This window comes from Nostoc sp. CALU 546 (genome assembly GCF_048836525.1).
Window position 1 is genome coordinate 32,080 of the sequence record NZ_JAWJTF010000001.1, and the last position, 25,071, is coordinate 57,150.

At 41.0% G+C, this 25,071-nt stretch carries 20 protein-coding genes and 1 pseudogene; 15 read left to right on the top strand and 6 right to left on the bottom strand.

Features of this window, described 5'->3' with window-relative positions; genetic code table 11:
• Positions 1-152: 152 nt before the first annotated feature.
• The 3 genes from RRG12_RS00160 to RRG12_RS00170 all read left to right on the top strand — a co-directional run bounded on the left by RRG12_RS00160 (position 153) and on the right by RRG12_RS00170 (position 2,287).
• On the top strand, positions 153-1,070 hold the full coding sequence (locus RRG12_RS00160) for a Ycf66 family protein (protein WP_420757928.1): 918 nt from the start codon (positions 153-155) through the stop codon (positions 1,068-1,070).
• 47 nt (positions 1,071-1,117) lie between these two features.
• Positions 1,118-1,678, top strand: a complete 561-nt coding sequence (locus RRG12_RS00165) for a TolB family protein (RefSeq protein ID WP_420757929.1) — start codon at positions 1,118-1,120, stop codon at positions 1,676-1,678.
• An 84-nt stretch (positions 1,679-1,762) separates the two neighbouring features.
• Positions 1,763-2,287, top strand: coding sequence for a TolB family protein (locus RRG12_RS00170; RefSeq protein WP_069074040.1), 525 nt, complete (start codon positions 1,763-1,765; stop codon positions 2,285-2,287).
• Between the two features lie 42 nt (positions 2,288-2,329).
• On the opposite strand, the gene RRG12_RS00175 is transcribed toward RRG12_RS00170, so the two are convergent.
• Positions 2,330-3,337 carry a succinate dehydrogenase/fumarate reductase iron-sulfur subunit gene (locus tag RRG12_RS00175; RefSeq protein ID WP_176727183.1) on the bottom strand — a complete coding sequence of 336 codons (1,008 nt, stop codon included), beginning with the start codon at positions 3,335-3,337 and terminating at the stop codon, positions 2,330-2,332.
• Between the two features lie 1,146 nt (positions 3,338-4,483).
• Positions 4,484-4,660: a hypothetical protein gene (locus RRG12_RS00180; protein ID WP_176727181.1), complete on the bottom strand. Its 177-nt coding sequence runs from the start codon at positions 4,658-4,660 to the stop codon at positions 4,484-4,486.
• Between the two features lie 147 nt (positions 4,661-4,807).
• Between RRG12_RS00180 and RRG12_RS00185 the strand changes: the two genes are divergently transcribed.
• Together RRG12_RS00185 and RRG12_RS00190 are read left to right on the top strand one after the other, a co-directional pair.
• Complete coding sequence (locus tag RRG12_RS00185; protein ID WP_069074038.1) at positions 4,808-5,245, top strand: AbrB family transcriptional regulator; 438 nt, start codon at positions 4,808-4,810, stop codon at positions 5,243-5,245.
• A 374-nt stretch (positions 5,246-5,619) separates the two neighbouring features.
• Positions 5,620-6,072, top strand: a pseudogene (locus RRG12_RS00190) (type II CAAX prenyl endopeptidase Rce1 family protein); the annotation flags it as partial.
• Positions 6,073-6,354: 282 nt separating this feature from the next.
• Here the strand turns inward: RRG12_RS00190 and RRG12_RS00195 are convergent.
• Positions 6,355-7,317: a M48 family metallopeptidase gene (locus RRG12_RS00195; protein WP_420757930.1), complete on the bottom strand. Its 963-nt coding sequence runs from the start codon at positions 7,315-7,317 to the stop codon at positions 6,355-6,357.
• Positions 7,318-7,490: 173 nt separating this feature from the next.
• Here RRG12_RS00195 and RRG12_RS00200 point away from each other — a divergent pair, with 173 nt between their 5' ends.
• The 4 genes from RRG12_RS00200 to RRG12_RS00215 all read left to right on the top strand — a co-directional run bounded on the left by RRG12_RS00200 (position 7,491) and on the right by RRG12_RS00215 (position 13,420).
• A complete protein-coding gene (locus RRG12_RS00200) occupies positions 7,491-9,050 on the top strand; it encodes a helicase C-terminal domain-containing protein (protein WP_420757931.1) in 1,560 nt (519 codons plus the stop codon).
• Positions 9,051-9,808: 758 nt separating this feature from the next.
• On the top strand, positions 9,809-11,383 hold the full coding sequence (locus tag RRG12_RS00205) for a group II intron reverse transcriptase/maturase (protein WP_420757932.1): 1,575 nt from the start codon (positions 9,809-9,811) through the stop codon (positions 11,381-11,383).
• A 53-nt stretch (positions 11,384-11,436) separates the two neighbouring features.
• Positions 11,437-11,664, top strand: a complete 228-nt coding sequence (locus RRG12_RS00210) for a DUF2839 domain-containing protein (RefSeq protein WP_420757933.1) — start codon at positions 11,437-11,439, stop codon at positions 11,662-11,664.
• A gap of 1,411 nt (positions 11,665-13,075) precedes the next feature.
• Complete coding sequence (locus tag RRG12_RS00215) at positions 13,076-13,420, top strand: DUF1815 family protein (RefSeq protein ID WP_069074034.1); 345 nt, start codon at positions 13,076-13,078, stop codon at positions 13,418-13,420.
• A 238-nt stretch (positions 13,421-13,658) separates the two neighbouring features.
• On the opposite strand, the gene RRG12_RS00220 is transcribed toward RRG12_RS00215, so the two are convergent.
• Positions 13,659-15,728 carry a CHAT domain-containing protein gene (locus RRG12_RS00220; protein ID WP_420757934.1) on the bottom strand — a complete coding sequence of 690 codons (2,070 nt, stop codon included), beginning with the start codon at positions 15,726-15,728 and terminating at the stop codon, positions 13,659-13,661.
• 116 nt (positions 15,729-15,844) lie between these two features.
• On the opposite strand from RRG12_RS00220, the gene RRG12_RS00225 reads away from it, so the two are divergent.
• Positions 15,845-16,345, top strand: coding sequence for an acyl-CoA thioesterase (locus tag RRG12_RS00225; protein ID WP_069074032.1), 501 nt, complete (start codon positions 15,845-15,847; stop codon positions 16,343-16,345).
• A 77-nt stretch (positions 16,346-16,422) separates the two neighbouring features.
• Here RRG12_RS00225 and RRG12_RS00230 read toward each other — a convergent pair whose 3' ends face one another.
• Positions 16,423-16,620 (bottom strand): hypothetical protein, encoded by a 198-nt coding sequence (locus tag RRG12_RS00230; RefSeq protein ID WP_069074031.1) that lies wholly within the window; start codon positions 16,618-16,620, stop codon positions 16,423-16,425.
• Positions 16,621-16,961: 341 nt separating this feature from the next.
• On the opposite strand from RRG12_RS00230, the gene RRG12_RS00235 reads away from it, so the two are divergent.
• Positions 16,962-17,375 carry a hypothetical protein gene (locus tag RRG12_RS00235; RefSeq protein ID WP_069074030.1) on the top strand — a complete coding sequence of 138 codons (414 nt, stop codon included), beginning with the start codon at positions 16,962-16,964 and terminating at the stop codon, positions 17,373-17,375.
• Between the two features lie 155 nt (positions 17,376-17,530).
• On the opposite strand, the gene dxr is transcribed toward RRG12_RS00235, so the two are convergent.
• On the bottom strand, positions 17,531-18,727 hold the full coding sequence (gene dxr / locus RRG12_RS00240; RefSeq protein ID WP_420757935.1) for a 1-deoxy-D-xylulose-5-phosphate reductoisomerase: 1,197 nt from the start codon (positions 18,725-18,727) through the stop codon (positions 17,531-17,533).
• A gap of 422 nt (positions 18,728-19,149) precedes the next feature.
• Here dxr and RRG12_RS00245 point away from each other — a divergent pair, with 422 nt between their 5' ends.
• The 4 genes from RRG12_RS00245 (at position 19,150) to RRG12_RS00260 (ending at position 24,983) form a co-directional block, all read left to right on the top strand.
• Positions 19,150-20,457: a mannosyltransferase family protein gene (locus tag RRG12_RS00245; RefSeq protein ID WP_420757936.1), complete on the top strand. Its 1,308-nt coding sequence runs from the start codon at positions 19,150-19,152 to the stop codon at positions 20,455-20,457.
• 275 nt (positions 20,458-20,732) lie between these two features.
• Positions 20,733-22,040 carry a mannosyltransferase gene (locus RRG12_RS00250; protein ID WP_420757937.1) on the top strand — a complete coding sequence of 436 codons (1,308 nt, stop codon included), beginning with the start codon at positions 20,733-20,735 and terminating at the stop codon, positions 22,038-22,040.
• 119 nt (positions 22,041-22,159) lie between these two features.
• A complete protein-coding gene (locus tag RRG12_RS00255; RefSeq protein WP_420757938.1) occupies positions 22,160-24,091 on the top strand; it encodes a DMT family transporter in 1,932 nt (643 codons plus the stop codon).
• A gap of 325 nt (positions 24,092-24,416) precedes the next feature.
• On the top strand, positions 24,417-24,983 hold the full coding sequence (locus RRG12_RS00260) for a hypothetical protein (protein ID WP_420757939.1): 567 nt from the start codon (positions 24,417-24,419) through the stop codon (positions 24,981-24,983).
• Positions 24,984-25,071 lie beyond the last annotated feature (88 nt).

Here is a 25,071-nt window from a genome sequence, read left to right on the forward strand (position 1 = left end):
TGTAGATGATAGACATAGGTGTTTTTACTTTTCGGTGAATAGCTTCAGAGCTTCTTTGTCAGAAGCTTTGAAGCTTCAATATATCGTTCCTAATTAGAGTAGTGATTTTAATTGTGACTCGCTAACATAGATTTGATATCGGGAAAACAGCAATGATAAATTTTGGGCTGAACTCAGCCAGTTTTCTGGCTCAGGTAAATTTTGGAGCAAACTCAGCCAGTATTCTAGGAATTTTCCTGGCTGTGGCTGGGGCAGCACTGTATTTTCTCCGCACTGTGCGTCCAGAATTGTCACGGGATCAAGACATATTTTTTGCCGCAGTCGGCTTGCTCTGCGGCTTCATTCTCGTCTTTCAAGGATGGCGGCTAGACCCGATTCTACAATTTGGGCAACTGCTTTTAGTTGGCACAACTGTATTTTTTGCAGTTGAAAGTATTCGCCTGCGGAGTATAGCTACCCAGCAAGCAAAGCGCAACACTCCGATTGTGGATGACGAGCGGGAGGTAAGCAGAAACTATTCGTATAACGATCGCAGAAAGTATCAAGCGGAAATGGATGCAGACTTAGATCCATTGCCTTATGAAGACGAGGAGGAACGCCCCGTGCGTGCCCGGATTCGGGGTAGCAGGGATGAGATTTCAACTCGTGATGACTACTACCAGGAGCAACCCCCCCGTCGTTCAGAACGCCGTAACGGCAGCAGTAGTGAAAGACAGGCTCCAACGGATAGAACACGGCGGCGTACTTCTGGGCGTCCTGTGAATCGCCCTTCTGAAACCTCTGAAGAAGAAAATTGGGGTTCTTCGTCTAGGCAAGTTGATGATTGGGAAACTTCCGGTGGAGAGGTCAGAAAACCTTCTCGCCGCAGTAATAATGGGCCCCAGCGTCCCGAAAGTCGTGAAGATGATGTTGCTCCCAGACCGAGAAGGCGTCGTCCCACCAGTGACTCAACTCCTCGAAGACCGCGCGAAGATGACGATGCGATCCCAACTGATTATGTGCCATACAGCCCGATTGAAAAGCCAAATGAAGGGCCAGATAATTCGAGCGATTTTGATGACGATATTTAAAAGGTTTGGTGTGGAAGTAGGTTTAGAGGCAACGGAAAACAATTGAGGTGGAAAAATTTACGCCTACATTTTGGCTCCAAAGACCAATTCATTGGAGCCTAGTTTTTGGTTTAACAAGTTTGCTTGTATCTTGTGGTTCTAACGATGTTCCCATAGGGCCTACTTCCCTCAACAGTCGCTACACCGAGGAGCAACCTGTTTTGAGCGGAAATGGGCGCTTTTTAGCGTTTGTATCGAATCGGAATGGTAATCAGCAGCTACTAATGTACGATTTGGAGAGGCAATTTTTTATTCGCACACCGGGGATCAACCGAGCGGAGACAATTGCCGAAAGTCCTAGCTTGAGCTACACCGGGCGTTATATTGCTTATCTTACTAGTGACCAAGGTAGACCAGTGGTGGCGCTTTACGATCGCGCTACGCAACAGTCGCAAATCGTTACACCAACCTATCGCGGCTGGGTCAGAAAACCAAATATTAGCCCAGATGGACGTTATATTGTTTTTGAAAGCGCCAGCCGTGGTCAGTGGGATATTGAAGTCTTAGATCGGGGGCCAAATATTGAGTTAGATATTCCCAATGGTGCAACTGTAAGTCCACCCCCGTAGGAGTTAGGAGTTAGGAGTTAGGAGTCAGGAGTTAGGAGTCAGGAGTTGTGAGACTATTGACTAATGACTAATGACTAAAATTATATGAAACGTGTTTTTTTTATACCTATATTTTTATGCTCCAGTTTACTGACTGGGTGTTTTGGTTACCCTCGTCTTTTGAGTTATCCCTTTGATCCGGGGGGTCGGAGTCTCAATAGTTTAGCGTCGGAATTAAACCCCCAGATTTCTGGGAGATACATTGTTTTTATTACTGACCGACGGGGTAGCCAAGATGTTTATATGTTTGATACGGTAACTCGCGATTTGGTTGATTTACCAGGTTTAAACTCCCTTGATGCGATCGCAAATCATCCTAGTGTTTCACAAGATGGTCGTTATGTTGTGTTTGCGGCTAGTCGTCAGGGGCGATCGGCTATTTTTCTCTACGACCGGGAGACACGCCAATCACGAAATATGACTTCTAACCTGCAAGCGGAAGTCCGCAACCCTACAATTAGCGCTGACGGTAGTAGGATTGCTTTTGAATCTAGTAACAATGGGCAGTGGGATGTTTTAGTATATGACCGTTTTGGACGGCCGTTGAATATACCTCAAGAACCGCGTTGAAGAATGGGGAATGGGGAGTAGGGAGTGGTGAAAGAAAATTCCCTATTCCCTATTCCCTAATTCTTGTTGCACAGATTCAATGAGCGATCGCACTTGTTGCGTCCCTTCAGAGGCTTCAAATGATAGGGGGAATTTACCTCGACATAACATCCGCAAACCTAGGGGTGCAAGGCTGAGTAATCCTTTTAAATCCCGAAAATAATTACCGACCACTTGTAAACCAAATTGACGTTCATCAATCCAACCACCTTCTTTAACCAAATCTATCAATACTTTTCGGTGGCGAATTGAGCGGCTGTCGCTGGCTTGTTTGTGAGTGAGAATTTCTTGTTTAATTTTGGTGATTTGTTCTAATGGTGCAACTTCCATTGGACAAACTGAATCGCAATATAAACAACGGGTACAACCCCATACACCTTTAGTACCTTCGTTGTAACTTTCTAAACGATTTTCGGTATCGCTATCGCGGGAGTCTCCTACCATCCGGTAAGCTTTGGCAAGGGCATGAGGCCCTACAAAGTCTGGATTGACTTCACGGGCGTTGCATTCAGAGTAACAAGCACCGCACATAATACAGTTACCAGTTTGATCGAGGCGCGATCGCTCTTGTGGTGTTTGCAAAAACTCTCTTTCTGGTACTTGTCGTGCTGCCGTACTCACATAAGGAGCAACTGCCTCTAGATTATTCCAAAAGCTGCTCATATCTACAACCAAATCTTTAATCACGGGCATATTACCGAGAGGAGCGATCGTGATTTCGCCAATGGCATTTACTTTACTTTCTGATGATGGTATTTGTTGTAATCTGGCAAGTTCACTGCCAACATTTTCCTTACAAGCTAAAGCCGAACGTCCATTAATTCGTATAGCACAGCTACCACAAATGGTATTGCGGCAATTTTTGCGAAATGCTAAAGTTCCATCTTGCTCCCACTTAATATGATTGAGGCAATCCAAGATTGTATTACCTGGTTCTGCCTCCACAAGGTAGGTTTGCACAACAGGAGAGGAATTTTGTTGCTGTCGAATTACCTTAAAAATAACTTTCATTACCACTAACCAAAATTTTAAAATTGCTTCACCAGGCTCGAAAATCATCAGTCAAGGTAGGTAATTGCGAAAAGTGAGCTATACTCTTTTTGCCTTAATTCAAACCCTGGTGTTAATATACTGACGATTAAAGAGTGACTGATTCTAGTTTAAGGATAACCATTAAAATTTTAGTTGTAGCAGCCCTGTAGACAAGATTTTTGTCAAATTCTAAGATAAAACGCCAAAAATGTAATTGCAGCTTTCCATTAAATTTATCTGTTTAGCAATGTAAAGGAAAGAGGGTTTGCGGATAGAGGGACTTAGGTTCATCTCTGAACTTGCGATCATATCCAAATTAAATACATGTCAGGTTAGCAACACATCTTTATGTCAGCTTGAGTCTAGCAGTCTCGGTTGGAAAATTCTGGCTTCGGTAACCCTTGACGGAATTTTTTGATTATATAGAAGTGTAAAAGCCCATGTTCAACATATAGTACTGACAATCAAGCCCTAGGCATCTGTTAAGAGACTTATTATTCCCATAGACAGACGTGCAAAATCCTCTGATCGCTTTTGACCTTCGGATAATAATCAGAAGACAAATCCTCACCACTTTCAAAGAAAAGTTAGAGCACTGGAAAACCCGTACACGCGAGACTTTTTGCTTTTTGGCTGACTCTCAATCAAGAAAATCTTGGATTTAACTCATTGGTCAAAACTGCTCGTCTCAATTATATAAATTTTTATAAAAGCCAGATGCCAATACTCACGCTTGCAATAAAGGGTTAGTAAAATCTCCACTGCTTTTTTCAACTTTCAAGTCCAGGAATTTAAATAAAAATTTACCAGCAACTTTAATTCAAAATTAAACAACTATTTTGCTATTATTAGTCCATGCTAGTATTTAATATAAAATTACGAAGTGACAAAACCAGAATTAATAGCCGTATCAGCGCGGCTACTACTGCTTTGTTGATTCGTAATGTAGAGACAAGAAAATTCGCGTCTCTACTGGCAGGACAAAAGGGCTTATGCCCGTAGGACTCTATTGAAATACTATGCTGTCTAAAGCTTGAGAGGACGAGTGGAGAAAACTCTACTTGCTCATTGGCAATAAAGACAAGCACTGAAAGTGAAAAACCTGCAATTTCTTAGGTCTACGACTTATTTGCAGTAGAACCTGACCAATTTGTAAAGGTGGCTGAAAGTTACACCGCTACAGTAGCGCCAAAGGAGAAAATAGTTTTCTTTCTGATGGCGAATAATGGTTAAAAGTGCCGTAACATCACCAAAATAAATGTCTGTGGCAACTATAGCCTCTAGTTGGTTGTGGACAACCATAATAGAAGTTCTTTTGGCTCCTATCGGCAGGAATTCACCCTTTACACTAGGGTCTTAAGTAGCTCTATGCAAATGCTAAAAAGCTAAATGCTGGCATAAGACTACATCGTTTATCAGTTTGGAGAGAGTAAGGAAAATTTGAGCATAATGACTGAAACTGCAACCGCGCCATTAACCGGAAAAGCACTACTTGCGAAAGTAAAAGAACTTTCCACTTTACCACGCCGAGAAAGAGCTAAACAGTGCGGCTATTACACTGTTACTAAGAATAACCAGGTTCGTGTCAATCTCACCGATTTTTATGACGCTTTGCTATCTGCTAGAGGAATTCCTCTAAGTCCAGAAGCACCTAAAGATGGCCGTGGTCGTGAACCGACCTATCGGGTTAGTGTCCATCAAAATGGTCAGATTGTGATTGGTGCTACATATACCAAAGCAATGGGTTTAAAGCCTGGAGATGAGTTTGAAATTAGACTGGGATACAAACATATTCACTTAATTCAACTCGGTGAAACTGATAAAAAACTGACCTCACAAGATATAGACTCTGACGAATCAGACGAAGATTTGGAAGACGAAGAGTAAATTTGCTGATGGTAGGGATAAGTTTCAGATGATGATAACTTCTCCTTACCCTAATAGCAAACTGGTAGCTCTATTGAGAGAATTTTGTCCCAGTTCAAAAATACGATTAGACTCCTTGCAGAAGTCACCAAGTTTAGTAGAGTCTTGATTAATCAGCAAGAAATCTATAATGCAAGGAGTCTATCGTGTTTATTTTGATAACTTTCTTTGAGCCTTCGGTCAATGCCTTACTGGCATTTATGGAAAATGCGCCAGCACTAGTTATAGTGATGGCATTTTTTGTTTGCTGGATAGTTAGCTGGTTGCCAGTAGCAGCAGTATCAGCAATATTGCTTAATTGGCAACCTCCTAAACCTTTACAGCCAGAGCAAAAGATGCCGTTATTGGTGTCACTTTACCTATTAGCTCCCCTGATTCTTTGGGGAGTTGTTTTGCTTACTAATAAATCTTTTTCAGATTACGGTTTTGTTAGCAATCTTTCAACTCTTGGTTCTTTAGCACTAGGTTTTGGTTTGGGAGTGCTGAGTCTAGCTATTGTATTTAGTGGGCAATTCTGGTTAGGCTGGTGTTCTTTTGAAAAGACGAATTTCAAGTTACTACTACCCATCTTGCTACCGATTTTCTTGATAGCGTTCTTAGTCGGTGGGATAGAAGAGTTAGTTTTTCGCGGTTTCCTGTTCACTGAATTAGCACAGGATTACCCAATTTTGGTAGCAGCAGCAATTTCTAGCTTGATTTTTGCTTTGCTACATTTGGTTTGGGAGCAAAGCGAAACAGCACCCCAACTCCCTGGATTGTGGCTGATGGGAATGGTGCTGGTATTGGCACGCTTTGCCGATCGCGGTAACTTGGGTTTAGCTTGGGGATTGCACGCGGGATGGGTATGGGCGATCGCTACCCTAGATACAGCAGAATTAATTAATTACACAGGTAAAGTCTCTGATTGGTTTACAGGTAAGAATAAAAAACCCCTAGCTGGTTTGGCGGGAATTATTTGTATATTGGGAACTGGAGTAATTATCTGGTTATTTTCTAAGTATTTGTGAACTACCCAGATCCCCGACTTCTCAAAGAAGTCGGGGGTCTAAATCCACCTTTAGGACTAAAAACTACTGATTCCTTCTGATTCTGTCGATTTCTCGTTGTAGTTCTTCAATTTGACGGCGTAAAGTTTCTGTCTGATTTTCGGAAGATTCTGCTGGAACATTAACTGCTCCGGAAGCAGGCGATCGCTGATAATTTCCTCGGCGAATTTGCTGGTATTCTTCGGATACTGCCCACGCCCGTAAGTAATGCAAGCGTTCAACAGGGAAAGGATGAGTCAACATTGTACCCTGAGCGCCATTGTACATCAAGAATTTATATACCTGATTCAGTCCATCATCATCAAGTGCCTGATAATTTTCTGACTGCTTGATAAACTCTTGTAAACTACACTCATTGGCATATTTGTGACTACCGCCAGAGAGTTTCATCATCGTTAACATTACAGGATTCAAGTCATCCACAACTAGTAGTGCGGCACGATCTGACGATAACTCGGCTTTGCGCCGCCACTCAAAAAAAGCATAAATTAAGCCTTGTGTGACAAGATTACCGAGGCCGAAGGTCAATTCACCCAAGGCGGAAGCAGCACTCATCGCCCACATCGCCATTTGAATTAAAATAGTATGACCACATTTAATATGCCCCAGTTCATGGGCTAACACCACCCGAATCTCGGCTTCATCTAGTAAGTCTAGTATCCCTGTATTTACGACTATGTAAGGATTTTCTTGCCCCAGCGCATAGCTATTTGGTTGGGGATCTTGCGAGACAAACAGTGTAGGTTCTGGGTAAATGTCCAAATCTCGGACGCATTCCCGAAACATTTGGTAAATAGTGGAATATTGACGCGGCCCGACTTGGATGGTGTTACCCATTAGATAGACTAATTGAGGGCGTTCGTAGATAAATTCCACAAATTTACGAGCAATTAAATCAAATCCCGGTAAATTTCGTAAAGCTTGCTCGGCTTGGCGATCTAGTGGATGCCTGAAGGCTTCGCTGGAAATTCCTGTGTAAGTTGGCATAATTCAGGGTATTGGTGATTGGTCATTAGTCATTGGTCATTGGTCATTGGTCATTAGTCATTAGTTTTGGATCAATGGCAAAGAACAAAGGACAAAGAACAAATGACAAATGACAAGATAATAGAAATGGGGCAATTGGAAGTAAAAATCACTTTGTATGGAATTAAAAGCGTGTGATTGAGGCAGAAGTTCATTTGTCACTACATAACTTTTTGCGATCGCAAGCGGGGTTCCCTTCCTGGCCCCATCATTTGACGATGGCACGGTTGGTAGCACGCGCCTTGCGCCTGGGACGTAGCGCCCTAATTCAAGTCGGGGCGGTTTGTGGCTATCAAGGGCGGTATCGTACTAGTTTCGTAGCATCAGCTCTAATGTGGCATGGCCCTGTAATTATTGTTGCTCAAGAAGCGGTGCAGCAACTTCTGCTGCGGGTGGAAATTCCCCGGCTACAGCAGTGGCTACCAGCTAATAAATCGATTAGAACAGGTGACGCTTGGCCTGGTGCTGAGTTTCAAGGGCTACTGCTGACCTCCCCAGAAGCTTGGTTAACAGGACAATTTGCTGGTGGCGATCGCTTTCCCCAAGGCATTCCTACAATTATTGATGGGGTAGATGATCTCGAAGATTGGGTGCGTGATCAGCTTACCCAAGATATTCAACCCGATGATTGGGATCAACTCATGCTGGCTTGCCCAAACCAAGCTGAGGCAATTCGCGAAGCACGGATTGAACTGACACACGAACTTTTTCAGCATCCTGCAAATCCATATCAGTGCTATCTAATTTCCCAGCCAGAAATAGAAATTTTGAGTCGTCTCTATTCTGCTTTAGAGTCATTAGAAGCATTGCCAGAACCTTGGAAAAATTTCTGGCAACAATTTCAAACCCTTAACGAAAATCTTTCCCCCTCATCTCCCCCTCCTCTCTTCTGGGCGACTATTGCCCATCGACAAGGTTTATTTTCTTTACACTACGCCCCAATGGAATTAGGGGAAATACTCTCGCCTATTTGGCAGCGACAACCAGTAGTTTTAATTGGCAGCGCTATCGAACCGGAAACTGAGGCTCCTCTTTTCCGCCAGCGCCTTGGTTTGGATGATTTAACTTGTCTAAAGTTCTCTTCGGAGAGTCAAGCGGAAGCAATTCAACTGTATGTACCCTATAAGTTGCCCCTACCCAACACACCAGAATTTCAAGCGGAATTTATCCACAAAGTCCGCACACTAGTTTGTCTAAGTGCGACAGCACCAGGATTGACGGCTGTTTTGGTTGGGGATGTACCACTAAAGGCTCAAGTGGCGACAATTCTGGCTTCAGAGTTTGGTTCACGGGTGCAAGTAGAAAAAACTTGTTTGGATGAGAATGGTATTTTAATTAGTGGTTGGGAATTTTGGCGAGAACATCAACGAGTCTTGCCAGCACCCCATCTATTAATCATTGCTACTTTGCCCCTACCATCTTTGGAAAATCCCCTGGTAGCTGGTAGGGTAGCTCTTTATAAGCGATCGCATCAAGATTGGTTTCGTTTATATTTGTTGCCCGCTGCTTTGAATGAATTACAAAGAGCGATCGCTCCAGTCCGAGAAAGTCAAGGGATCGTAGCTTTGCTTGATAGTCGTGTAGTTAACCGTAGCTACGGCGCTCAAATTCTCGCTGCCTTAAGTCCTTTAGCACGCATTAACTATCTTGATCCCAGTCTGTTTTCCAATACAGATGAGGAAAATTCCGCCTAAAGTTCAGTTATCAATGCCCAATGCCCCATTTCCAATTTAAATTTTGTCAACCAAAGTGCGATCGCCTAAAAGCAAGCACTATTATCAGCTTATAGAAGGTGATGTAATTTATCGCCTTTCTGTAGCCATGATTCCTGGCAAAATAAATTAGAACCTAAATAGAATTTGAGTTGCTGATTATGGGTGAAGCAAAGCGTCGTGTGCGATTCGTTGTTTAGTGAATCACGGTAACCAGTCCGTACATAACTAAACCAGCCTGACAGCAGATTACTGTCACTAAGGGCTGAACTCTCGGTCAGATGCAAGTGCAAGTCTTGCCATTCAGACTCAGAATTGACTCCTTATCTGCCCACACCGAACAAGCTCGGTTCTTGTAGAGTGAAGCTGGGAACAGGGCGCAATCAGACGACCGTTGCGGGTTGACACTGGCGCTAACAGGGAGTTCCTACGATGAAACAGAGCCTAGAAAAACGACTTATTTGCAGGCAGGGCGCAACACAAAATCCCTGACCTCACTGGAGTTTATTCCCGCCGAACACGCGTCGAGTAACGGCAAGAGTCCAGGGAATCCAGTAGTTGAATTGGCTACATCTAACGGAACAATCAATCTCTCCGAGGGAACGAAGAAAAACGAATTGTGGGTCTTGAGACGGTCGAATCTCAGGTAGTCCAGACGAGCGGAGGAATCCCCACAGTTCGGATAGGACAGTCCGTAATTGGACTGAGGTGTTCAGAGAATACAAACTAGAGAAGAGAAAATGATTAGACACAGTTACAAAACTAGTGAATCTTGGAAAGCCCTACCGTGGAAGAAATTCCGCCGAAATCTTTTCCGCCTTCAAAAGCGCGTATTTAAAGCTGTTCAAGTTGGAGACAAGCGGAAAGCGCGGTCACTCCAAAAGCTCATTCTAAAATCCACCTCGGCTCGATTTCTTGCAATAAGACAAGTATCTCAGCTAAATGCTGGTAAAAAGACGGCTGGTATTGATGGGAAGAAATCCCTCTCATTCGAGGAACGCTTCAACCTTGAAGAATTACTAAGAGTGAACAGCGGAAATTGGAAACATCAAGGACTAAGAGAAATCCCTATCCCCAAAAAGGACGGGACTATCAGAATGCTTAAGATACCCACCATCGCGGATAGAGCTTGGCAATGCCTAGCAAAGTACGTACTCGAACCAGCACACGAAGCCACTTTCCACGCCAGGAGTTATGGGTTCAGGACTGGGCGCTCCGCCCACGATGCACAAAAGTACATCTTCCTAAACCTTAGCTCTGGTTCCAACGGAATAGAAAAACGAGTAATCGAACTCGATATTGAAAAGTGCTTCGACAGGATTAATCACTCAGCAATAATGGACGAACTCATCGCCCCCAAAGGACTAAAACTCGGTATCTTCCGATGCCTTAAGGCTGGAGTCAACCCAGAATTCCCTGAACAGGGGACACCTCAAGGGGGAGTGGTCAGTCCTTTGCTAGCTAACATCGCGCTCAATGGGATTGAGAGTATACACAGATACCACGAGAATAAAGGACAGAGAATCACTGACAAAACCTCAGCCAGTGATATCACCGAACCATCAGTCCGATACGCGGATGACATGGTTATCATACTCCGACCCGAAGATGATGCGACAGAGATACTTGAAAGAATCAGCGAGTTCCTCCGCAAACGCGGAATGAATGTAAGCCAAAAGAAGACCAAAATTACCGCTGCGACAGATGGGTTTGATTTCCTTGGCTGGCACTTCAAAGTCCAGAAAAACGGAAAGTTTAGATGCAATCCCTCAGTGGATAACTTCAAAGCGTTCCGTAAGAAAGTAAAACACATCGTCAACAACTCGAACTATGGTGCTACCACAAAGGCTGAGAAATTAGCGTCGGTAGTTAGAGGCTGGAGAAATTACCATAAGTTCTGCAAGATGGACGGGTCAAAGCTATCACTTTGGTTTATGAGTCACAGAGCTTACACGGTGTTCAACAAGGAAGCAAAACAAACACGCTACTCTAGCAAAAAACTGATAGATAAAGCGTTTCCAAAAGTTTCCTACTCCGAAAACAAACACATCCCTGTCAAAGGAACTAAATCACCTTACGACGGAGACATAACCTATTGGAGCAAACGTAACAGTAAGCTCTATGATGGAGCAACCTCTAAAGCTCTTAAGAAGCAAAACCATAGATGTGCTTCCTGTGGTCTGAAATTCATCGGTGAAGAAAAGGTTCACCTGCATCACATCGACGGAAATCACACCAACTGGAAGGAAAATAATCTAGAGGCAATTCACGAGAGTTGTCACGATTACAAACACATGAGCAAAAGCGCAAGCTAAGAACATCGGGAGCCGTGTACACGGAAACGGGTACGCACGGATCTAACTGAGAGGTGCGGGGAATAATATCCCCCATCGACTCAACCAAAAGCACACTGGGAGAAACATACGGTCAAGATACTCGCATCTTGTCTTGGGTTCCGATCACAAAAACTCAAGGCGAACAATTTGTCACTTGGACTACTCGTGGTGCCTGGATAGGCATTGGTCTTATGGTTGTAGGATGGGCAACTATCCGTTTTATCGGCCCAGCTTTTGGTTGGTGGCAAGTAGTCTACTAATACTCTCACCCCTTAAACCTGGATTTCTCACAAGTGAGAAATTCAAGGAGTGTGGGGAGATAGAAAAAAGCAACAAACCTCCCACACCTACCCATACTATGAGTGAGAAATCCGGGTTAAAGGGGTGGGATTTTTCAAATAATTTGCAATTGAATTAGTTGAAGATTTATACCCAAACAGATAAAAACCGCTAATTTGATAATTTAGTATGGTTCTTTCGCCAAGAATTACGAATTAGTTCATCTAGTTTTATAGCAGGAGGCAGGAGTTCAGAAGGCAGAAGTACGAAGGCAGAAGGCAGAAGGAACCCACGTTTAAAAATGTGGGATTGATCTTGGACGCTTTGTATCTCGCGGCACTTTCCGCGACGCTCGTTCGCCCTTGGCGTCTCCCCTTGGGAGAAGACTCGCTAACGCTGCGCTATCGATACAATTCTTTGTTTAAACTGGGCAATAACCCAGCAACTTTAGTTTTTATTAATACTTCTTTCCTTCTGCCCTCTGCCCTCTGCCCTCTGCCTTTCTGTAAAAGTATTACTATTCCTAGCCTTGGGGTTTTCAAAATGTCCTAACCTATGTGGCTACGGCTATAATATTAAACAATTATTCAAATTGAATAAGCAATCAAAATATATTATATATTGCGTCAAATTTGGCAAAAATAAATTAAGATAAGAATCTTTACAAATTATAATCCTTTGCTTAGTAAGACTTTTTGAGGATAATACCAAAATAGTTATAAATATTGCCTAAATGGCAACATCACTCTGCTGAGTTTAGGTATTGTCAGTGTTGAGTTCATCCATCGTGGAGTCTACACTAAAGCTTGTATATTAGCTACGTATCTATTGTACAAGTTAGAACATTTATATAGTTTTAAGTACTTAATCTCCAATTTGCATTATCATTTGCTCGACTTTATATATACAGGAGGAACGAATTTGGTATATCTAATCATTTGTCCTTACTAAAATCTACGTAAGAAAGAGAAGAGATCAAATATCTAAGCAAGACCAACTATAACGATGCAAAACTACGTTATGGGCTTTACTAACAGTCAATTGGGCTGCACGTAGACAATAAAGACGAAATATGTAGCTTTTCTGTAGTTGACTAGTGCTAGATTTAAGTTACTCTTAAAGCGGATCGTTTCTTGCAAGAATCTACCCTGACAGAAGTGTATAAAGATATGGTTAAATTTAGCAATTCTGTCCGAGATTTTGTATTTGCAAACTGAATAGTTTGATACGGCCCTCAAAACCCCGATACACTACCCTAAACAAGGTAGTCAATTAACGACTCAATATCATCTGTCTAGTAATTGTATTGAATAGTTTACAATACCAGTGGATGAGAAAATCTAAAGAAAATATAAAAGAAACTCAAACGACTGTGGTGTCTGGAGGACAAAAGTGTTTCTGAGACTAGCACATCAACATCGACAATTCGTCCAAGACTTGGTAATGAACCTCCAAGCCTTGGCGGTTGTTTTAGAGCGGCGCGGGTATCCTGCGTCCTGCTACACCTGTGGCGACCAAATGAATAGTGCCTCATTTATGGTTAGCTTGGGTGATAACCATCTAATTCGGTTTTTAGTGTCCGATTATGGGATTACTTGGACAGAAATGCGGGATGACCGCGAACTAATGAAGCTAGAAGGCGCGGAAGCAATTAGCCAACTAGACGAACTGGCTAATCTTGTCAAGCAATCTATGCAAACTGATACAGGCTCTAAAACTCTTGCCAAGAAGTATTAAGGTTCCAAAGGTCGATGGCAAATTAAAAATTGATTATTGGTAACTGTTAATCGGTAATGGTGGCTTAATTAGCGATCGCTCTGACTTATTCTTCATTACCATTAAGTGATTGGCTCCTAGTTAGCCCATCGCAGATTTTTGTGTACGTCTAAACCTTACGAACCGGGTTTTTAGCCTTTAGCTGTAAGGTGTTAAAAGGAAAAATCAACCTTTGGCACAGGTGAGGAACTATAAACACCTAAAGTCCATTGCCAATCAAAATAAAGGGTGCCCAATAGTAGGGATGACTAAAGTTACTAACCGCTGCTAAGGGTGCATTGTGACTTATTGTCTTCCAGTCTCCAGTAATTAATGAGACTTGAGCTTGTCGTAAAGCTTCAGTTTTACTAAACTTATTAGTCGAGAGAACACCATAAAAAGCACTCATCAGTGCTTGTGTACCACCATCATCCACAGACCACAAAGAGGCGATCGCGGCTCTAGCGCCGGTTTGTTGCATTTGATAGCCAAAGCCCAAAATTTCCTCACCATTACCTAACTTGCCTCCCAAGCCGGTTTCACAGGCGCTCAACACTACCAAATCTACATTCGGGAGTGACCAAGTGGCGACATTTCTAAAATTAACGCGATCGCCATTCCCAAATAAAATAAACGAATCTTCTGGTTTACCAACCACAAAGGCTGCATGAGTCGCTAAATGGACAATTGTGTAGTCATCCATTTGGGGTACAGCGACTCTAGGAGTAAAGGCATCGTCTAAAAGCTTCGTAGTTTCAGGAACCGCAGCTGCTAGACTTTCCACCTCCCGCGTTGCAAAGGGTAAGCCAGCAAAAGCAACTTGTCGATTACCAACTTTGATTTGATAATTACCTTTAGTAAAAGCACCTGCTAAAACCCGCAAAGTTGATTGTTGTGGGGTATTTAAGTTAGTCAGACTGGCGGATGTAATGTGATTTACACTGAAGCGCTGCACTAGCCATTGTTTGCCATCATATAAAGCAGTTAACGGAATGTAGCGTAACCGATCGTCTGGAGCGTAAATCAGAGTTTGCGTACCTGATAGCTCTAGGTCTTTCTCTATCGGTTTAATTAGCCAGTCATATAATTGGCGTGCAGGTGCTTTGATATTTCGACTGGGATTGATTAAAGCTTGGCGGAAAGCACCAATTGTTTTGTGGAGGTTTTCGCGCTTTACAGCAACGGTGCGATGAATTGGTGGGGATTCAGGAGTTACCAATACCAATTCCAAACTATCTTTTAAGATCAGTGGGTAGAGTAGTGCTGATTTTTGAGGTAATCGCGCCAAATTATCCCGAAGTTGGTTGAAACTCTCCAATTCCAAATTTTGCCGTCTAGCTGTAAGGCTAATTTGCTCTGCCTGTGCTTTTACTGAAGGACTATTAATAAATTCGTTAAATTCATCCAGGAGTTGCTGTTGATTTAGGACTAATTGCTCTATGCGTTTTTTCTGTTCTAGCGATCGCTCTTTGGGGGGAATTTTCCGTAGTTTTGTCAGTTCCTTACCCAGTACAACAGCATTATCCACACTTTGATCCAACTTTTGTTTAATCGGTTTTTCTGTTGCCGCTATATTAATAGCTTTGACAGTACGTTGATTACCTGGCACATTCTGGAGATATTCTTCTAGTTCTTCGACTTTGAGTAAATCCATTGTCCTTTGCGCTTCAGCAACACGTTCCTGTTTAAGTAATCGTTCACCTAAAATGCGATATGTCTGGCTCACAGTTATGCTGTAAGCATCTGGTTGTGGCGCACTCAGTGCTGATGGATTCAAGCGAGCCTTCTCACGATTAATCAAGCAATGCTTGTAGAAAAAAATTGCTAACTCCGGTTTGTTTTGAATATCGAATAAGTAACCGATGTTACTGTAGGTTTTACCAAGTCGAACCAGATCCCCAAGTTCTTTGTTAATTAATATGGCTTGTTGATAAGATTGAAGTGCCTCTGGATACTTTGTTTGACCTTGGTAGATTCTGCCGATGTTGTTGAATGTTACCGCTTCCCAAGAGCGCTCTCCAAGTTCTCTGCTGATAGCTAATGCTTTTTGTAATCTCTGCAATGCTTCTTGCGATTGACCTTGACGAGATTCTTTGATAGCTTGTTCATTGAGTCTGGCAATTTCTGATATCTGATTACTCGTGGGTAAAGCTTGAGCTTTTTCTCCAGATTCGTACCTCAACCTCGCATTTTTGCTTACCTGGTTATTGTCTGGATATACCATCCCAAAACCTAGTAAACTAAGTAGAGTCAAAGTAACAACACTCACATACTGGAGATTAGGCTGCATAACAAAACACTCCCTATACTCGGAAGGTAAATATTAAATTAATAAGTGCAGCAACACAATTAATTTTTATGCTATTCAATAATTTGGAAAATTTATAGGTACTGAGAAATTTGAAGATGTCAGAAGAAAAACCCACTCAACCAAAACTACCGCCAACCAGCGCTCTTGACAATCCATCAAATCATGAATTTGGGAATTGGTTTGAATATCCTGTGAGAGTTCAACCCCATCACACTGACTATGCAGGCATTGTCTGGCACGGTTCTTATCTAGCTTGGATGGAAGAAGCACGGATTGAATGCTTGCGATCTATAGGGATTGAATTTGCTGATTTAGTCGTTATCGGTTGCGATTTACCAGTTGTAGAACTGTCGGTGCGCTATCACCGTTCAATTCAATTGGGTATGGCAGTAGTAGTAAAAACGCGGATGGCTGAGGTGACTGGTGTCCGAATCAATTGGGATTATGCCATTGTCTCCGCTGATGGACAACAATTGTACGTCACCGCCAAAGTGACTTTAGTCGCTTTAGATCGCGAAAGAGGTAAGATTATGCGTCAGTTACCAGCGAGTGTTAAGGATGCATTGGCTAAAATTTCAGTATTAAATAATAATTGAACTACAAAGGCTGTAAATATTACAGGAACATTGGATTTATACTTCACCTTTTATTAGCAAAAGTGAAGTATTTCTTTTTACTTGCCAATTTGGATCTGCGACAGATTTTGAGCAAACTGGGTTATGTATTGCCAAATATCTTGTGGAGTAATACCAAAACTAATATTTAATAAAATAAGGATTGCCGCAAGAGTCAATGCATTGCTCACGGTTGCTTTCAGCAACTTCCATACTATTATGAAGACAATCCAAGCTACAATCAGCATAGCAATCATATATATTAATTCCTTAATAATCGCCCTTGTCTGATAGTGGGTTTATTCAGAAAAGGTAAATTTTTATTTTAAGTAAAAATTACTAGTGCTAAAGCTATTAAACCTAGTTTTAAATAGATACTAAAGCTAAGATTTTTTATCTAACAGTAGCAATGCTATATTACCTGAAAATGAGACTATGATTCAGAGAAGAGGCAACTTATTTGGCAATTTGGCAGAATTATTCAAAAATATCCTCTTAGTATTTTGTATAAAAGATTACAGTATGCAAAAGTTATATTTTGGAAGGATACATTAACGCTATTTGATTTTTGAAAATCAAAAGGCTGAGAATAAAGTGTATGGTAACAAAAATTTATACGAAAGTTGCAAAACTGTACAGCATCGCATATTTAGGTTTAGTTGCCTTAAGTTGTGCAGTCAATGCAATAATTTGGATTATGATATTTAAAAATAATGCTGCTGGTAATGAAATATCTTTTACATCAATATTTTTTGTGACGATCACTGCTTTAGTTGTGGTTGCCGCAATAGTTGGAATATTTCAAGAAAAGATGTGGGCAAAATGGATTACACTTGGAATCTATAGTTGGTATATATTTGGTAATATTCATTCAATCATCCAGACATCTTTATTAGGATCATTGGGAATAGATTCAAAAGGACTTAAAGTGATGAACTTAATAGCTTTAATTTTTCCGGTTTTAGGAATTATTTTCTTATTAGAAAAGCCAAAGACAAATGTCTCTAGTTAATCAATTACTATCTCAGATAAAGAGTCTAGTAAAGCATGGTAGAGAATGAACAAAAAGGAATTTAGTCGTTAGCCTTCAGGCTAATGCTGAAGGCTAAACAAGAATTGGTCAAGAGCCAGAAAATCTGCCTTTTGGGTATCTGCAATTAAAGGTTTTTATCGCAGAGAAATTATCCGCGAGTGAGTTTCTAACTTTTCAGTCGCTATTAAAACTTCTTGTCTTGCCCATTTATCTGCTGCCAAAATGTCATCTAAAGAGGGATTTGTACGGTTATCATTTTGATGGCGATCGCACACCCATTCGATACACCGGGGAATATCTAAAAAGCGAATTTTTTCATCTAAAAATAAAGCTACAGCTTGCTCATTGGCGGCATTTAATACAGCAGGCATGGAACCACCAGCTTTACCCACAGCATAAGCTAACTGCATACAAGGATACTTTTGGTGATCTGGTTCACGGAAGGTTAAATTTCCAGCTTTGACTAAATCTAGTCGTTGCCAGTTGGTATAGATGCGATCGGGCCAAGATAGAGCATACAGCAAAGGTAAGCGCATATCCGGCCAACCGAGTTGGGCTAAAACGGAAGTATCTTGCAGTTCAATCAGCGAGTGAATAATACTCTGGGGATGAATGACAATTTCGATATTGTCATAATCCAATCCAAACAGGAAGTGAGCCTCAATTACTTCCAGTCCTTTATTCATCAAAGTAGCAGAGTCTACTGTGATTTTACGCCCCATCGACCAATTAGGATGCTTGAGAGCGTCAGCAACGGTTACATCTGCTAACTTTTCTACATCCCAGTCGCGGAAAGCCCCACCAGATGCAGTGAGCAAAATTTTCCGCAAGCCATCTTTGGGAACACCTTGGAGGCATTGAAAGATTGCGGAATGTTCGGAATCGGCTGGGAGTAATTTTACACCGTGTTTTTCGACTAGGGGTAGAACCACAGGGGCCCCAGCAATCAGGGTTTCTTTGTTCGCTAAGGCAATATCTTTACCAGCTTCAATAGCTGCGATCGTGGGTAGTAAACCAGCACAGCCAACGATACCAGTGACAACGGTTTGGGAATCCCCGTAACGGGCAACTTCTATCACTCCGGCGTCACCTGCCAATAGAATCGGTTGGGGATCGAGGTCAATGAGTGCTTCTTTGAGTGCTGGTAATTTAGCTTCTGAGCAAATGGCTGCTATTTCCGGTCGAAACTGCCGAATTTGAGCAGCCAACATTTCGACATTGCTCCCAGCCGCCAATCCCACAATCCGAAACTGATCTGGGTACTGAGTGACAATATCTAAAGTCTGAGTACCAATAGAACCAGTGGAACCAACAAGAGTAATCGCTTTCACAATTGCTTAAGGATTTACAGACAACTCCCACTATAAATTGCTGGGGACTCTTTAATAACAGCAATCACTATATTCGATACACTGACTCCAAGAGAGGGAGTGGGGAGATGAGGGAAAAGGGGGACAAAGGGGACAGGGGAGAAAATCACTAACTAACTAATGACTCTTGACAAATAACAAATGACAAATTCTCATATATATAGACAAAATTTGTATTTATAAATACTATACTTTTAAAGATAAATTCCGACAAAATTGACAAAATCAACCAAGTAGGGAACACTTTTAAGTAATTTTTAATCTGTACAGTTTGTTAATTATTTTGATGGAGGATTTAATATGCAAGATGTTACTCATAAATCGCTGTGTTACAGCCATAGGTAAAAGAATATATAAAGGAGTTTGTTGAAGCACTCAACCTTATGGTCAAAGTTCAGATAGTTATAAAAAAAGCTTTATGGAAAAATGATTTCCTATTTCCAGCAGCAATATGGTTTGCCAGCCGAATATTCATCTTGACTGTTATGTTGCTGGTTGCACCAAAACTACCGTTACCAGCAGAAGAATTTTTGCCCCGTTTTGGCTGGGGTGTTTTTGATGCCTGGGATACTATGCATTATCGAGCGATCGCTACTTCTGGCTATGAATTTGTAAATGACGGCAAGCAACACAATCTTGCTTTCTTTCCCCTATTTCCCTTAAGTATCTGGGTTTTGATGAAGTTGGGCTTACCGTTTGAATTAGCAGGTATATTAGTCAACAATTTAGCATTTTTCGCAGCGCTTTACTGTTTGTACTTTTGGGTTAAGGAGCATTATGACATCAATGCAGCGCAATGGGTGACTGCTGTGGTTTCTTTGTATCCATCGTCTATGTTTACGGGGGTGATTTACACAGAGGGGCTGTATTTGTTTTTGAGTACGGCGACTTTGCGGGCATTTGATCAAAAACAGTATGGCTGGATTGCCCTTTGGGGGGCGATGGCGACAGCAACACGTCCCACAGGTATGGCACTAATTCCAGCATTGGCGATCGCATCGTGGAAAGAACGCCGACCACCCATTGCTTATATAGCTAGTTTTACGACTGCTATTGGCATACTTTTATTCAGCTTGTATTGTGCGATTTATTTTGGCAACCCTCTAGCTTTTATCGAAGCACAAAGGGGATGGCGGCCTTCCTTTGGGTTTGATTGGCAGGGTTGGTTAAATATGCTCATGCAAATTGCAGTTGGCAGAAAAAATTGGCAATTTGGTTGGGTTCAAAACTCCTCTGGTGGGATTCAAGACCCCTGGTATCTCTTGCTTTGTGGCGTGATTGTTGCCAGTGGCTATCTTTTATGGCATTTCCGTCAACATTTTCGTTCTGTGAAATTATTCTATGGCTTTTATGCTTTAATCTTATTTTTGTTGATTCTGGCAAGCGAACAGTGGATTAATAACTTGCTCAACCTAACTATGGTCTTAGGTGGTGGCTATGTGTTGTGGCGCTTACGCACGCAACTGACCCCAGTTACAGTTATTTATGGCTTTTGTGGTATTGGTTTGCTGCTAGCCTCTGGAGGCACTATTTCCTTGAGCCGTCTCGCCTATGGTATTGTGCCTTTAAATATAGCCATTGGTGTGCTGCTATCTCGCCATCCTCGCCAGGGATATTTAATACTAGGCGTTTTTGTGACACTACTAGCCAAAATAGCTGTAGGATTTGCCCAAGAGCGCTGGGTTGGTTAGTAGGTAGGCACAATAAAACCTAACAACGTAAAGAAAGATGAACTAGGTAAAAACTCTCTTCCATTCTGCTTTATCCCAACGATAAATTTTCCCAGTCGGTTTGTAGTAAGCTGCTCTAGACCTTGTAAAAGTGCTGGAGCAGTTTACTAAGAATGAATTTCATTAATTTTGCATTACATAATCTAGTTGAATTTATGCTTACCTATTTACTTTAGAGGTTTTAATTAATTAGTTTATTCAAGGATATATTAATTCAAATAAAGATAAAATAGCCAATGAAAAAAGTAAGTTTCCCTAAAGATTTGACGCCTTATATAATTATTTATAGTGCTTTTATTGTTTGCGCTATTGTGGGGATGCTAATTTTCCCAGATACTTTTTATAAGTTCTTTTCTCCCACTCAGTTACCCCGTGTAAATCCCCCCGCATTACCACATAAAAGTTACTACTGGGATATAGGACTTTATGCAAATATGGCTTTGCAAAATACTTGTACTGCTTTTTATCCTCTTTGGGGTTTTATAATTACTCACCTATTTCATCCCCAAAATCTAGAACAATATGCAAATTATTTTAAAATTACAGCTACAGCAATTTTTTGCATATCTACTCCTTTAGTATTTTGGGTATTTAAAAAGGCTTTAAAAAATCAACTTTTGGCATTAACAATTACCCTTGCTTACACCGTTAACCCTATGGCAATTTTCCGCGTTATAGGCTATACAGAAAGCTTGTTTTCTCTACTGGGGATTTTTTTTATATGGCTGCTTTTACCTGAAAATAGATTAAATGAAAAAATCAAATTAATACAGTTATTGGTTATTAGTATTTTAATGGCTTTAACTCGTCCAGTATTAATTCAGATTATTTTCGCCTGCTTCTTCTCATTAATAACAATATTTTTGTTAACAAAACAACTAAGTAAAAGTCATCTTTTCCAAACGATTACAATATCCATTTCAGCGATATTTGGATATTCTATTTATGGATTTTCATGTCTCCAATCAAGAGGAAATTTTTTCGCGCCATTCCACGATCAAAAACAATGGGGTAAAACATTAGGATTAAATTTAGACTTACTATTTTTACCTAAATCTCCCTTGTTTGATTTATTAGGTTTATATCTACCAATTCTGATTCTAATAATTTCTTTTATCCTAATATATTGTAAGTCTAAAAATAATAAATTATTGGTATTTATTCCAAAAAGATTTATTTGGGATATTTTAATAATATACCCGCCCGTCTTAGTATTAGCGTATGTATTGAATTATTGGCGAGGTAGAAAAAAGGAAATAATTACCTCTACATTTACCAATAGCTTACAAAAGAATTATCTATTTTGGTTCTGCATATATTTTTCAGTAATAAATGCTTTAATCGTATTTTTTACACAAAATCGCCTAGCGAGTTTAGGCAGATATATATTTGCAGTACCTTTCTTTTTTCTAGCTTTAGGTTATTTGTATTGTTGTTTTCCAGGAAAAAGAAAATATAAAAGCCTATCATTTGTGATTCTTGTATCCGCGATCGCTCTTGTGCAACAATGGATTAATTATGGAAAAGATCAATGGCTGGGTTAAAAGGTAAAAAATAGTTAATTTAATTCATAACAGCATAAATACTTTAACTTCGCCTAGAATTTGACTGCTTAAATACTAGTTGATTATTTATTGGTAAAAAATTGAATTTAAATTTCCTAATGAATGTATCCAATCAAACGAAGATAGCGATCGCTTCATTATTTGTAGGTGTAGGTGCTATATCTTTTGGCTCTATTTTTATGAAATTAAGCGAAACTGAACTCAGCCCCAATGCTACTGTATTTAATCGCTTTTGGCTTGCTAGTGTGGTCTTCTTGTTCTGGAATGGATACAAGGCAATACGGCAGCGATTTTCCTTAGTTCAACCTGTAGAACAACAGCCCTACACCAGTCAGGATCTATGGCTATTGCTAGGTGCTGGTATTCTTTGGGCAGCTACTTTAGTCTGTTTGGGTTGGTCGCTGACTCAAACCAGCGTCACGATTTCTAGTGTGTTGCACAATCTCGCCCCCATATTTACCAGCTTAGGGGCGTGGCTATTATTTCGTCAGGGTTTTGAGAGGCAATTCCTCATTGGTATGGTCATCGCCCTTGGGGGAGCGATCGCTATTGAATTTGAGGAGTTGCAAATCGCTACAGACGAAGTTCAAGGAGGGTTTGCTGCGATCGTTTCGGCGATTTTCTTGGGTGCATACCTACTGATTGTAGAAAAATTACGAACAAAATTTTCTCCTGACACAATCCAGTTGTGGATCTGTGCGATCGCAGCTTTAGTCATTTTCCCCATACTTTTGTTTACTCAAGATCAGATTTTTCCTTCTACAGTCAGTGGTTGGCTTTGGGTCACTTCCCTAGCCCTGATTTGCCAAGTCTTGGGTCATGGGCTTTTGACCTATAGCCTTGCCAAGTTTTCTTCTGTGGTTGTCTCCTTAGTGCATTTGTTAGAGCCAGTATTTAGCGGCATTTTCGCTCTTATAATATTTTCGGAAAAATTAACTTTTTCAAATTGGATAGGTTTCGCTGTCGTTTTAATAGGTTTATACTTAGCCGTATCTAGCCAAGCTGCTATTCATTTCCCATTCCAGGAATCAGTCAAAAATATAGTTAACACTTTCATTAAAAGTATGACGTTCAAACTGTCATTACTAAAGCAACAATTCTCCGAAACACCAGCTTTATTAGGAACGGCCTCATTATTGTTTGCTCTAATTCCCATATCTTTAGCGCCATCTCTAACCAAATTGTGTCAACAAGAAATTGGTGCAAATGCTGTAGTATTTCATCGCAGTTGGATTGCAACAGTCGTCTTTGCGCTGTGGAATGGACTTGAGGCTTTCCGCTACCAACAGTCCGATAGCCAATCTATAGAACAGAAGCCTTTCACCGGACAAGAAGTGTGGCTATTGTTGGCAATGGGAACCTCTGCTGGAACCTACCTCCTCTTGTGGGCTTGGTCGCTGAGTCAAACTAGCGTGGCCAACGTGGCTTTACTGTCTAATTTAAACTCCTTATTCGTTGCTTTAGCCGGGTATCTGTTATTCGGTCGCCGCTTCGATCACAGATTCGTGATTGGTCTGGTTATAGCCTTGGGGGGAGCGATCGCTTTTGAACTTAATAAGGTGCAATTTGCAAATGACCAAATACTGGGTGATGCCTTGGCGTTACTAACTGCGGTTTTCATGGCTACGTGTATGCTGCTGATAGAAAAACTCCGAACCAGATTTAGCACTGCAACTATTATGCTGTGGCGCTGTGGAGTAACAACAATGTTTCTATTACCCGTCCTCCCATTTCTGGAAGATAGACTGTTGCCCTATTCCTGGACAGGTTGGTTTTTCATAATTTTCCAAGCCCTCTTTTGCCAAGTGTTAGGTCAGGGGCTTTTGGCTTATAGCCTCAGCAGAATCTCTTCAGGCGTTGTCGCCGTCACACTTCTCCTAGAACCAGTCCTAGCTTCCATTTTTGCGTGGTTCATTTTTTCAGAACAGGTAGGTTTATTTGACTGGGCAACCTTTGCTGTAGTTTTAGCGGGTATCTATCTAGCCCAATCTAGCCAATCCACTGTTCAAATAACGAATGAAGGCTCGTAGCTCTATAACAAGTAGCACCAATTTTCCGTAAACTTGCACTTAATAATTAATTTTTCCCTGAAGTGGTTCAACTTTGCGATCGCTCAAAATGCCAGCGTCAATCATTCGGTGATATTCGTCAATCGTCCACTTAGCAACTATCACAGTCATGACGATTGATTCCTCCCAATGATTATTTATATTTTCCCATTTTAAAGACACTTCAGGTTTGATTCTGAATCAGTCGATTGATTGGAGATAAAGACATGCTAGAAAGCATGTGATAAAACTGATACACAGGCTGATGTGACAGCTTAGTAACTATAAAATAGTCGAGTATGCAATTATGTTAAGAGAAATTTCGTTGGCGTTGGCGCAGCCCGCCGTAGGCATCGCTATTTTTGTTCTTCCCTTGATTAGTTACACCCATAATCAAGTAACTGCTACCACTACTAACTATCAAATTTCTCAGAATACTAATAATCAATCAACAGGAATAACTATTGAACGTCTAGGAATAGGTGGAGTGAAACTTTCTATGTCCGAGGCACAAGTCAGAAAAATTTTAGGTAAAGCTGTAAAAGTAGAAAATGGCTTTATAGCAGCTATTGGTAAAGTTCGTACTCTGAAATATGCAGGTATCACAGTTGATTTAGATGAAGGTGCTAAACCAGGTAACTTTACTGTTTATCAAATCAAAGCAACTAGCTCTAAATATTCCACCATAGATGGAGTAAAAGTAGGTGACAGACAATCAAAAGTGATTAGAACCTATGGAAAAACTGAAATATTTCAAGATGGTAAAGTTACCAATTTAAATTACATAGTTGAAGAACCCAGCCCTGGAGGTTTAAATTTTTCTGTTGAGAAAGGTAAAATAAAAGGAATTTTCTGTTTTTATCTGATGAATTAAGCTACACGTCTTTGCTCCTTGGTTCATAGTGTGTACTAATTATAAGTTGGTTTAATAGAGCAAACCAACACAAAGTAAGATGAATATT

Coding starts and splice junctions, on each gene's coding strand:
- RRG12_RS00160 (WP_420757928.1), top strand. CDS start 153: ATGATAAATTTTGGGCTGAACTCAGCCAGTTTTCTGGCTCAGGTAAAT.
- RRG12_RS00170 (WP_069074040.1), top strand. CDS start 1,763: ATGAAACGTGTTTTTTTTATACCTATATTTTTATGCTCCAGTTTACTG.
- RRG12_RS00175 (WP_176727183.1), bottom strand. CDS start 3,337: ATGAAAGTTATTTTTAAGGTAATTCGACAGCAACAAAATTCCTCTCCT.
- RRG12_RS00180 (WP_176727181.1), bottom strand. CDS start 4,660: ATGGTTGTCCACAACCAACTAGAGGCTATAGTTGCCACAGACATTTAT.
- RRG12_RS00185 (WP_069074038.1), top strand. CDS start 4,808: ATGACTGAAACTGCAACCGCGCCATTAACCGGAAAAGCACTACTTGCG.
- RRG12_RS00195 (WP_420757930.1), bottom strand. CDS start 7,317: ATGCCAACTTACACAGGAATTTCCAGCGAAGCCTTCAGGCATCCACTA.
- RRG12_RS00205 (WP_420757932.1), top strand. CDS start 9,809: ATGATTAGACACAGTTACAAAACTAGTGAATCTTGGAAAGCCCTACCG.
- RRG12_RS00220 (WP_420757934.1), bottom strand. CDS start 15,728: ATGCAGCCTAATCTCCAGTATGTGAGTGTTGTTACTTTGACTCTACTT.
- RRG12_RS00225 (WP_069074032.1), top strand. CDS start 15,845: ATGTCAGAAGAAAAACCCACTCAACCAAAACTACCGCCAACCAGCGCT.
- RRG12_RS00230 (WP_069074031.1), bottom strand. CDS start 16,620: ATGATTGCTATGCTGATTGTAGCTTGGATTGTCTTCATAATAGTATGG.
- RRG12_RS00235 (WP_069074030.1), top strand. CDS start 16,962: ATGGTAACAAAAATTTATACGAAAGTTGCAAAACTGTACAGCATCGCA.
- RRG12_RS00245 (WP_420757936.1), top strand. CDS start 19,150: ATGGTCAAAGTTCAGATAGTTATAAAAAAAGCTTTATGGAAAAATGAT.
- RRG12_RS00250 (WP_420757937.1), top strand. CDS start 20,733: ATGAAAAAAGTAAGTTTCCCTAAAGATTTGACGCCTTATATAATTATT.
- RRG12_RS00255 (WP_420757938.1), top strand. CDS start 22,160: ATGAATGTATCCAATCAAACGAAGATAGCGATCGCTTCATTATTTGTA.
- RRG12_RS00260 (WP_420757939.1), top strand. CDS start 24,417: ATGTTAAGAGAAATTTCGTTGGCGTTGGCGCAGCCCGCCGTAGGCATC.